Origin of the sequence: Porphyromonas gulae (assembly GCF_000765945.1) — a bacterium.
Taxonomy (GTDB): domain Bacteria; phylum Bacteroidota; class Bacteroidia; order Bacteroidales; family Porphyromonadaceae; genus Porphyromonas; species Porphyromonas gulae.
Genome location: NZ_JRAT01000029.1, coordinates 47,978 through 59,518 on the forward strand (window position 1 = coordinate 47,978; position 11,541 = coordinate 59,518).

14 protein-coding genes are annotated in these 11,541 nt (G+C 48.0%); 13 read left to right on the top strand and 1 reads right to left on the bottom strand.

Annotation, left to right across the window (positions count from 1 at the left end; translation table 11 throughout):
* The first annotated feature begins 215 nt into the window (after window positions 1-215).
* Genes HQ49_RS09820 through HQ49_RS09840 form a run of 5 tightly spaced genes read left to right on the top strand, consistent with a single transcriptional unit; the run spans window position 216 to window position 6,129 of the window.
* Window positions 216-1,730 (top strand): Rne/Rng family ribonuclease, encoded by a 1,515-nt coding sequence (locus tag HQ49_RS09820; protein WP_018965349.1) that lies wholly within the window; start codon window positions 216-218, stop codon window positions 1,728-1,730.
* Window positions 1,727-2,350, top strand: coding sequence for a recombination mediator RecR (gene recR, locus HQ49_RS09825; RefSeq protein ID WP_018965350.1), 624 nt, complete (start codon window positions 1,727-1,729; stop codon window positions 2,348-2,350). The genes HQ49_RS09820 and recR overlap by 4 nt, the downstream gene beginning before the upstream one ends.
* 6 nt (window positions 2,351-2,356) lie before the next feature.
* Window positions 2,357-2,884, top strand: coding sequence for a GNAT family N-acetyltransferase (locus HQ49_RS09830; RefSeq protein ID WP_039419711.1), 528 nt, complete (start codon window positions 2,357-2,359; stop codon window positions 2,882-2,884).
* On the top strand, window positions 2,872-4,881 hold the full coding sequence (gene ligA, locus HQ49_RS09835) for an NAD-dependent DNA ligase LigA (RefSeq protein WP_039419712.1): 2,010 nt from the start codon (window positions 2,872-2,874) through the stop codon (window positions 4,879-4,881). Before HQ49_RS09830 ends, ligA begins: the two co-directional genes overlap by 13 nt.
* A gap of 12 nt (window positions 4,882-4,893) precedes the next feature.
* Window positions 4,894-6,129: an ABC transporter permease gene (locus HQ49_RS09840; protein WP_039419713.1), complete on the top strand. Its 1,236-nt coding sequence runs from the start codon at window positions 4,894-4,896 to the stop codon at window positions 6,127-6,129.
* Between the two features lie 197 nt (window positions 6,130-6,326).
* On the opposite strand, the gene HQ49_RS12360 is transcribed toward HQ49_RS09840, so the two are convergent.
* Window positions 6,327-6,500: a hypothetical protein gene (locus HQ49_RS12360; RefSeq protein WP_230587837.1), complete on the bottom strand. Its 174-nt coding sequence runs from the start codon at window positions 6,498-6,500 to the stop codon at window positions 6,327-6,329.
* 123 nt (window positions 6,501-6,623) lie between these two features.
* Between HQ49_RS12360 and HQ49_RS09850 the strand changes: the two genes are divergently transcribed.
* The 8 genes from HQ49_RS09850 to HQ49_RS09875 all read left to right on the top strand — a co-directional run bounded on the left by HQ49_RS09850 (window position 6,624) and on the right by HQ49_RS09875 (window position 11,412).
* On the top strand, window positions 6,624-7,385 hold the full coding sequence (locus HQ49_RS09850; RefSeq protein WP_039419723.1) for a lysophospholipid acyltransferase family protein: 762 nt from the start codon (window positions 6,624-6,626) through the stop codon (window positions 7,383-7,385).
* A 16-nt stretch (window positions 7,386-7,401) separates the two neighbouring features.
* Window positions 7,402-8,160, top strand: a complete 759-nt coding sequence (locus HQ49_RS09855) for a DNA alkylation repair protein (protein ID WP_052073482.1) — start codon at window positions 7,402-7,404, stop codon at window positions 8,158-8,160.
* Window positions 8,161-8,191: 31 nt separating this feature from the next.
* Window positions 8,192-8,602 carry a hypothetical protein gene (locus HQ49_RS09860; protein ID WP_039419715.1) on the top strand — a complete coding sequence of 137 codons (411 nt, stop codon included), beginning with the start codon at window positions 8,192-8,194 and terminating at the stop codon, window positions 8,600-8,602.
* 477 nt (window positions 8,603-9,079) lie between these two features.
* Complete coding sequence (locus tag HQ49_RS09865) at window positions 9,080-9,352, top strand: hypothetical protein (RefSeq protein ID WP_039419716.1); 273 nt, start codon at window positions 9,080-9,082, stop codon at window positions 9,350-9,352.
* Between the two features lie 445 nt (window positions 9,353-9,797).
* A complete protein-coding gene (locus HQ49_RS09870; RefSeq protein ID WP_039419717.1) occupies window positions 9,798-10,208 on the top strand; it encodes a hypothetical protein in 411 nt (136 codons plus the stop codon).
* Window positions 10,209-10,229: 21 nt separating this feature from the next.
* The gene (locus HQ49_RS12410; protein WP_262498621.1) at window positions 10,230-10,355 is read left to right on the top strand and encodes a hypothetical protein; all 126 of its coding nucleotides are present in this window, start codon (window positions 10,230-10,232) and stop codon (window positions 10,353-10,355) included.
* A 388-nt stretch (window positions 10,356-10,743) separates the two neighbouring features.
* Window positions 10,744-11,046 carry a hypothetical protein gene (locus tag HQ49_RS11575; protein ID WP_152569176.1) on the top strand — a complete coding sequence of 101 codons (303 nt, stop codon included), beginning with the start codon at window positions 10,744-10,746 and terminating at the stop codon, window positions 11,044-11,046.
* A gap of 9 nt (window positions 11,047-11,055) precedes the next feature.
* Window positions 11,056-11,412 (top strand): hypothetical protein, encoded by a 357-nt coding sequence (locus HQ49_RS09875; RefSeq protein WP_039419718.1) that lies wholly within the window; start codon window positions 11,056-11,058, stop codon window positions 11,410-11,412.
* Window positions 11,413-11,541: the final 129 nt, after the last annotated feature.

Consider the following 11,541-nt stretch of genomic DNA (forward strand, 5'->3'; position numbering starts at 1 on the left):
CATAAAAAGAAGAAATAAAAGAGACGAAAATATTCCATCTCGAATTATTCTCGGCAAATGCGGTCTGTGAGCGAGTACTTTGTGGTCTGATTTCCGTATCAGTACCGCTCCGCCCACAGGCCGTATTTGCTTACTTGTATTTATAATCATCAAGACAATCCTATCATTAAGTGAACAGCGAATTAGTAATTGACGTGAAGCCCAAAGAGGTATCTATGGCCGTCTTGGAGGATGGTAAACTCGTGGAGCTTCAACGTGAACCGCGCAATCTTTCATTTGCCGTGGGGGATATTTACCTCGGTAAAGTGAAGAAGGTGATGCCCGGTCTGAACGCTGCTTTCGTGGATGTAGGATACAAGAAGGACGCATTTCTTCATTATCTCGATTTGGGCTTGACTTTCGATGCTCAGCAGAAGATGATGGAGATGATGACAAAAAGCAAATCGATTCCATCCCTGTCCAAAGTGCCTCTCGGTAGCGACCTGCCCAAAGAAGGGAAGATCGCAGATGTACTCAAGGCCGGACAGCAGATCTTGGTGCAGATAGCCAAAGAGCCGATCTCCACTAAAGGACCACGCCTGACAGCCGAACTTTCTTTTGCCGGCCGCTCATTGGTTTTGGTACCCTTTGCAGACAAGGTGTCGGTGTCTCAGAAGATTCGTTCTGCCGAAGAACGAGCACGCCTGCGACAGTTGATTATCAGCATCAAGCCCAAGAATTTCAGTGTTATCATACGCACTTCTGCTGAAGGAAAACGGGCATCCGAATTGGACAAAGAGCTGCAGAGCCTGCTTCGTCGCTGGGACGACAATATCAAGAAACTTTTGCGTGCCAAGGCTCCGTCCATTGTTTATGAGGAAGCCAGCCGTACTTTGGGGCTCTTGAGGGACAATTTCAATCCCTCTTACCAGAGCATCATCGTCAATGACAAGGCTTTTCGGGACAGTTTGAGCGACTATGTCGAGTTGATAGCTCCGGGACGGGAGGAAATCGTGCAGTATTATCAGGGCGAACTACCCATTTTCGACCATTTTGCCATTACGAAGCAGATCAAAGCCCTCTTCGGGCGTACTGTTACGTATAAGAGTGGTGCTTATCTGATTATCGAGCAGACAGAAGCCATGCACGTGGTGGATGTCAATAGTGGAAATCGCTCGCGTGGCAGTACCGAACAGGAAGCGACGGCCGTCGATGTCAATATGGCTGCAGCCGAAGAGCTGGCCAGACAACTGCGCCTGCGCGATATGGGTGGTATCATCGTAGTGGACTTCATCGATATGAGTGAAGCCCAGCACCGTCAGCAGTTGTACGAACACATGGTCAAGTTGATGTCAGCCGACAGAGCGCGACACAATATCTTGCCATTGAGCAAATTTGGCGTTATGCAGATTACGCGCCAGCGTGTTCGTCCTGCGATGGTCATCCATACCGAAGAGTGTTGTCCCACATGTTTGGGTACCGGGAAGGTAGAATCCTCCATACTCTTCACGGATCAGTTGGAAGAAAAAGTGGCCAAAATGGTCACGGAGCACCAAGTCAAACAATTCGTTCTTCACGTACATCCATACGTGGCAGCATACCTCAAGAAAGGTTTCCTTACTTCTATCTTGAAGAAATGGAAACTCAAGTATGCCAAGGGGATCAAACTTATCCCCGATGAGAGTCTGGGATTTCTGGACTACACATTTTACGACTACGACGGCAACGAGCTGGATATTTTGGATGAATGATACAGAAATATCCTTCGCATCTGCTTGAGAAGGCGATAGACCAATTTGCTACATTGCCGGGTGTAGGGCGCAAGACAGCCCTGCGCCTGGCTTTGTACTTATTGCGCCAACCTGTGGAAAATACCCGTCAATTTGCAGCAGCCCTTGTAGATCTTCGGGAACATATTTCCTATTGCAGGCGCTGTCATAATATCAGTGATTCCGATGTTTGTACCATTTGTGCAGACCTCGCTCGGGATCAGAGTACACTCTGCGTAGTGGAGAATATCCGTGACGTTATGGCTATCGAGAATACCTCACAGTATCGAGGCTTGTATCATGTACTCGGTGGAGTCATATCTCCCATGGATGGGATCGGTCCGGGCGATCTGCAAATAGATTCTCTGGTGCATCGAGTAACATCCGAGCAGATCCGTGAGGTTATATTGGCTTTGAGTACGACTATGGAGGGTGATACTACCAACTTTTTCCTCTTTCGCAAGTTGGAGTCCACCGGCGTTCGGGTCAGTGTAATTGCTCGAGGCATTGCTATAGGCGATGAGATCGAGTATGCCGATGAGATTACCCTCGGTCGCTCTATTCTCAATCGTACCGATTTCTCCGACTCAGTCAAATTCTGATGTTCCATGACCGATCTTTTCTCTTCAGAGCGAGTACGGCTTCGAGCTCTTGAGCCGGAAGATTTGGACTTCCTCTACCTCTGGGAAAACGATGCTGAACTGCGTGAGAGCGGCAATACACTCGTACCTATCGGACGCGATCGACTGAAAGAATATATCGAAAAGAGTTCTGTGGGTCTGATGGAGTTGGGCATGATGCGTCTTGTCATCTGCCTGTCGGATGACGATAAGCCTATCGGTGCAGTAGATCTGTATGAGTACGATGCCTTTCATCGACGTGTAGCCGTAGGGCTGTTCGTTATTCCCGAATACCGTCGGCAGGGAATAGCCGTCGAGTCTCTCCGCAAGATATCCCATTATGTTTTAGACTATTTACGCCTGCATCAGATTTTCGCCTATGTGCTGGAAGATAACAGGCCGAGTCGTACGCTGTTCGAAGCTGCCGGCTTCGAGCATACAGCCACCCTCCGCCAATGGATGTGGCATGCCGGCGATTATTCTGATGTATCGCTTTATCAGTTATGGAAAAGATAGTTCCCCCTGCTGTCAGAATAGAAGAACTGCGCCGCATTCTGCGTGATCACGAATACAGGTATTACGTCCTTTCATCTCCGACTATCGATGACTTCGAGTATGACGCCATGATGAAGCAGCTTGAAGAGCTGGAACAGCAGTATCCCGAATGGGATAGTCCTGACTCACCTACACATCGTGTCGGAAGCGACAAAACGGAAGGATTCGCTTCCGTTCGCCACGACAGACCCATGCTTTCCCTTAGCAATACATACAATTACGATGAGATTGGAGGTTTTTATCGTCGCGTATCCGAAGGACTTCAGGGTGCACCTTTCGAAATCGTTGCAGAGCTGAAATTCGACGGGCTTTCCATTTCGCTTATCTACGAAGATGGTATGCTGGTGCGTGCCGTTACCAGAGGCGATGGAATAACGGGAGATGACGTAACAGCTAATGTCCGTACCATTCGATCTGTCCCCTTACGACTTAGAGGCGATGATTACCCCCGTATGTTGGAAGTTCGTGGAGAGATATTGCTCCCATTCAAGGAATTCGATCGGATCAATGCCCAACGGGAAGCCGATGGGGAACCTCTATTTGCCAATCCGCGCAATGCCGCTTCCGGTACCATTAAACAGCTCGACCCCCGTATCGTATCCGGACGAAACTTGGACGCTTATTTCTACTATCTGTATAGTGATGAGCCTTTGGCTGAGAATCATTACGATCGACTGATGCAGGCGCGTCGGTGGGGATTCAAAGTCTCTGATGCCGTCACACTGTGCCGTAGTAAGGAGGATGCATATGCCTTTATCGATCGTTTCGATACCGAACGCCTGACATTGCCTGTAGCTACTGATGGTATTGTCCTCAAGGTAAATGCTCCGGCTCAGCAGGATTTGCTTGGCTTTACGGCCAAAAGTCCGCGTTGGGCTATTGCCTATAAGTATCAGGCCGAGCGAGTACGTACTCGTCTGCAACATGTAAGCTATCAAGTAGGGCGTACGGGAGCGGTCACGCCTGTGGCCAATCTCGATCCTGTACTAATATCCGGTACGGTCGTGAGGCGTGCCAGCCTGCACAATGCCGATTTTATTGCAGAGAAAGACCTTCACGAGGGAGACTTTGTCTATGTGGAAAAGGGTGGGGAGATCATTCCCAAGATAGTGGGCGTGGATACGGATGCACGTAGTATCGATGGCAGACCTATAGTTTTTACGGCACTCTGTCCCGACTGTGCTACACCGTTGGTGCGCGAACAAGGAGAAGCTGCCTACTATTGCCCGAATGCCGAGGGTTGCCCACAACAGCAGAAAGGACGGCTCGAACACTATTGCGGACGCAAGGCGGCAGACATCAATATCGGCCCGGAGACGATCGAGTTGCTTTATAGCCGTGATATGATTCGCAACGTTGCCGACTTTTATACCCTTACGGAAGAGCAGCTACTCACACTGCCCGGCTTCAAAAAGCGAGCTGCTACCAAACTTTTGGATAGCATCGAAGCTTCCAAAGCCCGTCCGTATCAGGCTATTTTGTTCGGATTAGGCATTCGCTTTGTCGGAGAAACCGTAGCAAAGAAACTTGCTGCGGTCTATCCCTCTATCGATGCCTTGGCCGCTGCGACGAGCGAGGAATTGGTGCAGATAGACGAGATCGGGGAAAGAATAGCCTCTGCTGTACTTCATTTTTTCAGCCTTCGGCAGAACAGAGAATTGGTTGAGCAACTTCGCCTGGTTGGTGTGTCGTTAGAAGCTGAGACAGTTTCCGTACCGGTTTCCGATCGTTTAGCCGGAAAAACGGTTGTTATCAGCGGTACATTTGAAAAGCATAGTCGTGATGAGTACAAAGCTATGGTGGAGGCCAATGGTGGACGTATGGCCGCATCGGTCTCCTCCAAGACCTCTTTCATTCTTGCCGGATCGGATATGGGACCGAGTAAGAGACAGAAAGCAGAGAAGCTCGGTGTGCGACTGATGAACGAAGAGGAATTTCTCCGTCTGATAGAAGAATAGGGTAGAGGGACGATGGAGATCGATTTCTTTTTGGCAGGACGGCTCTTTAGGGGCGGAGGAAAAGAGGGAAAAGGAATAGCCCCTATTGTTCGTCTCTCTGTGATCGGTATCATGCTCAGCCTGATGGTCATGCTCATTACCGTGTCGATAGCCGGTGGCTTCAAGCAAAATATCCGCAGTCTGGTATACGGCTATACGGGACATCTTTGCATAGCACCCGTGGCCGGAACTTCAGATCATTTCAATGCTCCGACCGGGATGCTTGAAGCCATAACCTCTGTCGAAGGTGTGGATCGGGTAGTATCCACGATCGAAATAACAGGTGTCGCCAAGACAGACAGTGCTTTTGCCGGTATTCTACTGATGGGGGGCGATTCACTCCGACCTCGCAATCCGCTTTTCGGTCAAATTGTTTCGGGAAATTATCCGAACTTTAGTTCTGCCGATACGGTACCCAATCCTATCCTTTTGCCACAAGCTACTGCCGACAAACTTCGTCTCAAGATCGGCGATAAGCTCCGCATCTATTTCGCCGGTGGAGAGCGAATGCGTTTGCGCGCATTCACAGTCGCAGGAGTTTATAGTGGAGGCAAAATGGACATGCCTGTTGCCTTGGCTTCTGCCGATATACTCCGCCGAGTGGCTGGGTTTGGTACTGATGACGTTAGCCGATTACTCATTTATGCCTTCGATCCGGACGAAACGGATCTCATTGTGACACGAGTATTCAATCGCCTTTCGGAAACGCCCTATGTCGGGGAACAACGACTGACCATGAATACGGCTACCGAACTGAATCCGATGATTATGGATTGGCTCTCTGCCTTGGACACCAATGTCGCTATCCTGCTGACGCTGATGGGATTGGTAGGAGGCTTCACGATGATAGCCGGTCTGATCGTTTTGGTCATGGACAAAACGCAGTTTATCGGCACGCTCAAAGCTTTAGGCTGCGGTGAAGGGTCGCTTCGCCACATATTCCTCTATCTGGCTATGATGCTCGTTGGTCGTGGTATGATCTGGGGCAATGTCTTGGCTCTTATACTCTGCCTCCTGCAGCAACATTTCCGCTGGCTGCGTCTCCTCGATCCTGATATTTACTACATGGACTATGTACCTATTCAAGTGGATTGGTTCGTATGGATTCTCGTTAATTTGGGTACGCTCCTTGTGACTTTCCTGATGCTCCTTGCTCCCTCGCATATAATCGCGCGAATTTCCCCTGTCAAAGCCCTTCGCTTCGAGTGATCGCTCATCATCGGGGAATAGGGGAGGGCAATTCTGTCCTTTTATAATTCCCGGTGGCTCTGCGATACCCAACTCTTTAAGCTGTAATAATTGAAAAGAGAACCATCGGTTCATTCCTCCTTTCTATGACAGGAGATGAACCGATGGTTCTCTTTTTTCGATTCCCCGATTGGGGAGGTGTTTTCTATATTTCAGCCTTATGCCTTTGCTCTACGGCCGAGAATAATGTGGGCGAAGAAGCCTACGATGACCAAAAAAAGACCGATCATCAAACTCTTGTCGCTGATCGAATTCGTGAATGCGGGGATGGCCAGTACCAAAACGCCAACGAGCAATATGATGGCTCCCAAGTATTTTCCGATTCCTTCCATTGTGAGTATGTTCGTTTTATTTGTTTTCGTTTTTTATTTCTGCAAATAAAGCAATAATCCGCCGAATACAGAAATTATTGCACGAAAGATTCATTACTTTTGTCCGTAATCAATATGAAAAAGATGAATACTATCGGACGCTTTCTTTTTCTCATCTATTTCTGCCTGATCGGTGCTCCTCTTTTCCTCCTGCTCACTATATTGACAGCACTGACTACCACTGTAGGCTGCATGCTGGGAGGCAGTAGGATATTCAGTTATTATCCCGGGATGTTGTGGTCGCGATGCACGCTATTCCTTTTCTTGTGCCCCATTCGAGTCAGAGGGCGAGAGCATATCCCGGGTAAAGGGCCTTTCGTCGTTATGGCCAATCACCAAGGTGCTTGCGATATTTTCATGATGTACGGCTATCTCGGTATTCCTTTCAAATGGGTATTGAAAGAAGGTATTCGCAAATTACCTTTCGTCGGTTATGCATGCCGGTCGGCCGGATTCGTATTTGTCGATGATACTCGCCCTTCCTCTATCGTTCACACTATGGATCAGGCCAAACGTGTTTTGGCGGAAGGCACTTCCATATTTATTTTCCCGGAAGGTAGTCGTACTCGAAACGGCCGTCTGGCTCGGTTCAAAAAGGGCGGTTTTCTGATGGCAGATGAGTTGGGAGTACCTATTATTCCTGTTTCCTTGGATGGCTCTTATCGTGTACTTCCACCGGGTAAACTCGTGCCGCGTCCTCATCGATTGACGCTGACTATCCATCCTCCCCTGTCCGTCTCGGATTTTGGTGAGAAGCCCTTATGTATATCTGAGGCTGTGCGTGAGACATCCAGACGAATAGCCTCTGTGCTACCGGAAGAAATAGCTGTAGCCCAATCGAAATAAATAGGTAGAGAGCCTCGTGGATCATAGCCGACTGACAGCCCAAGGAGTCACGACAGATTTCAAACGTATCGGAAATCCTGAGCGTGCCGGACAGATGCAGCGGTTTTTCAAGACTGCTCCGGGCGAATATGCTGAGGGCGATCTTTTCCTCGGAATATCCGTTCCCGATATTCGCGCTTACGAGAAGGCTCATAGACCTTGGACGGTGAAAACTCTCGCCCTTTTGTTAGAAAGGCCTTATCACGAGGTGCGGCATCTCGCACTTATCGGCATGACCGAACTATACAGACGTACTCGGTCGGAAGAAGTACGGGAGGAGCTATTAGCCTCCTATCTGAGCCATACGGCTATGATCAATAACTGGGATTTGGTCGATGTATCTGCACCCGGAATAGTAGGCGAATATGTCCATGCTCATCCCATCGAAGGTAATGCCTTGCTGGATAGATTGGCCGATTCAAGTTTGTTGTGGGAGCAACGAATAGCGATGGTAGCCAATTGGCGACTGATCCGATACGGAGAGTACGAAGCCACCACTCGTATTGCTGAGCGACTGCTCCACCATCCGCACGACCTGATTCATAAAGCAGTAGGTTGGATGCTGCGTGAGATGGGCAAAAAACAGGAATCTCTTCTGTTTGCTTTCCTTGACAAACATGCCGCCACTATGCCACGGACAGCTCTCCGCTATGCCTTAGAAAAGCTCCCGTCCGATCTGCGTTCTTACTATCTATCTGTCCAAATGAAAAAGATTATAAGACCACGTCAAATATAAAACGTACACTTTTTGTAAATCGCTTATTCTCATGAGAAGAGGTTTCAGGGGGAAGAACAAAAGAGCGGAAGCTGTATTGGCCGGCAAGCTCGCTTTGATACTTTTGGTTGCTTTGATCCTTGTCGTTTTTTTTATCCTCAAGGGTTTGGATTGGGTCGCCGGCGAAGAGGGTGGTTTTGGAGTCTTTTCGGGACTGTTTGTCTTTTGGCTGTCTTTTGCTTTCGCTATCGTTGTATATCTTGTGTCTTGCATCTTTGTCGCGGATTCGGTTGTTTCTCCGGTTCGTCAGGCTTTGCTTACTTTCTTTTCGTCCGCTGTCGTTTTGTCTATCGTGCGAGTAGCCACGATGGAAGAGCACTCCCTTTTTGTCGTGTTGGGCATTCTGCTTGTGCTACTTCTTGGCAAATTCGTGATCAAGCCGATTCTTTGGCTGTTTTCCTGAGCGTGTGACTCCGGTCACTTATATCCACTTTGCCAAATTTTTTCAGTAAGGGCATATTCATAAAGGGTAGATAGGCATCCCTGCCGATGCCCAATCCTACAGGTATTTATGAGGTGATTTTGTTAGTGTGGTCAAAGGTTTGACGACATGAGTTGCTCTTGATTTTGGAAAATTGCCCCATACTTCTCTCCGCCTTTTTATACAAAAGTTATGTGTGTAACAAATATGCTATATGTTTGTGACGTAATCTAATGATATTCTTGTATGAAATGGAATGGCCCAAGCGGATAGCCGAGAAGGGGGTACTCCATCGCTCAGGAGCCAATCACGATAATATATCATCATCCTGAGAACAGATAGGCAGACATGGCAAACAGGAAATCGCGACCAGCACGTTTAATAAACTAAAAGCAGATAGGGTTTTACCCCCCCCCTCCTATCTGCCTCCTATTGGGATAAATTAAAATAGAATTGATTATGATAACAACAGCTTTGGTAGAAAGAAATAGTGAGGGAACATTCTTCATCTTCACACCTGATCTCAAGGATTTCACGATCATGGGTACAGGCGACACTGTGGTAGAAGCCATGTCAGATTTCGAGACTTCTGTGCAAGAGGTTATCGAGTCTTACGCATCGGTAAGTCTGCCCGAAGAGTTGCAGGATTTCAAGTGGGAGTATAGGTATGACTTGGGCTCCTTATTCGACTACTACTCCTCATCAATGTATCTGCGCTGGCTAAGCGAATAGGGATCAATCCTTCGCTCATGAGGCAGTACAAGCGTGGACAGTATATTAGCAAGGAGCAAATGGGCAAGATTGAAAAAGCCTTGCGCGAAATCGGGACCGAATTGTCCGCGGTCAGCTTGACCTGACAAAAAACGCATAAAGCATGTGTATGATAGTATTTTTACTATCTTTGTGGTGTGATAATGAATAAACATTTATATGAGGTATTCAGAATTGGAGAAGAGATTAAAGGCGTCTGGGTGTTACTTCGTGCGTGACTCCAAAAATGGTCACCCGATCTGGCATAGTCCGATAACCAATAAGTCCTTTCGACTAAGCAACCATCGGAGTCAGGAAGTAAAGGCAGGGTGCTTGCAAGTATCAAGCGGGATTCGGGGGCAGAGCTTTAAGCTCTCCCCTCCCGTCCTCCGCGTTAATATAGTTTGTTTAATGATATTTTTAGGTTATGAAAAGGAGAGTGATAAAAGCCTTTATAGAGAGAGGTGCAGACGGAAGTTACGGAGTCTATTTCAAGGATGATCTTCCCGTTGGTTTTTTGGGGGAAGGAGCCTCGGCCGAAGAAGCCATTCAGGACTTCAAGCTTTCTTTCGACAATATGAAAGAAGAAGTGAGCGGAGCCGATCTTGAGTTGTTGAATTCGATTGAGTTTGAGTATCATCATGATGTGCCGAGCATATTGTCTTATTTCAGCGGTATTTTTACGCTTGCTGGATTGTCGCGACTGACCGGTATCAATCAGCGTCAGCTCGGACACTATCTTTCCAGGCATCGTCATCCTTCGGAAACGACTACTCGCAAGATTGAGGAGTCGTTGCACCGCTTAAGCGAAGATCTGCGGAAGGTACATCTGGTATAGAGAGACGAGAATATAGAGGACTTGTCGGGCTACGATGTCGATTTGATCAATCTCTACGACGAAGAAATGACTGTCCGCATCAGCGGGAATTACGCACGGATGGATGTGGGCATCGTATCTTTGATGCAGGAAGGAGATGCGGAATGAGAACGACAAACAAATTCCTTTTTCTTTCTTGAGGACAGGACAGCAAGAAGATCGTAAGAGATTGCCTCGAAGATATGCTTGCTTCTGTTCCGGACAGCCGAGGTTTTTCCTTAAGCTTCAACGTTAATGTCACGAAAATTGACGGAACAGCCTCCGCGAGTTACGTGCCGACTGGTGTAGTGTCTGGGCAATGATGGCTCCTATATCTCCTTCCAAGACGAAATCAAACCCTCTGAATCCGGAAACTATGATACGTACAGTCTGACTTTCAGATGGATGATGGAGGAAAAATAGTACATTCGCTGTATGTCACGAACGACATGATAAAGCGCGAGTTCATACATAGCACAGTCGGTAGCGGGTTCCATTGCATCAGTAAGATGCCGGAGTGCGCTGTCACTCGCAACTATGGCGGAGGCACGGATTATATGCAAAGTCACTTCGCAAGTGTGCCGCTTGCGGTGGAGAAGCCCGGCGAACGCTATGGCTTCGTACGCTGGACTATACCCGCTTCCTCAACATCAAATATGCCAAGGGAGCGGCCTATCGCTCATCCGGTCGCGCTCCGCTCTACAACCGCGTGGTTGGGGACGTATTCTATCGCAATGTTATTCCGACTCTCAGGCTTGAGTTCACCGCTCGTACGCCTGAGCGGATCAGAGAGGACTTATCTGTAGTCAACAAACCATAAAACTTATATATGTGGGATATGACACTTCGCCAGTTCTTGGCTGGCTTGCTCTACCTCTTTGCAACGATAGTAGCACTGACGTACGTGCTGGATGTCCCAGAGCTCTCCAAGGCTTTTTGGTTTGTTCTGGGGTATGCTGCAGTTTCCGGCATCATAGCAGCTGCTGTTCGTAAAATGCTGCCGAATCGGCTCGGCTTCCCGCTGGAGAATCTTGTGTTGGGGGTTTTGTTGTTGTCGTTTTTCGGCTTGAGTTTCTTTTGGTTGCTATTCCTTCATCCGCTTTGGTTGTTTATAGCGATACCCCTGTTGCTCATATGCTGGAAGGCTCTCCTCCTGCTCTTAAGCATCGTGGCAGCCCTATTCTGACAGCTGTTTACAGACTTATTGCTGTCGCCCTTGAAGTGCACCCAAAAAGTTAGACATAAAACTTTTTGGGTGTAATTTATTTATGAAGTATAGTTTTGCAGAGAAGTTCAATGTCATAAGTGAAATAAT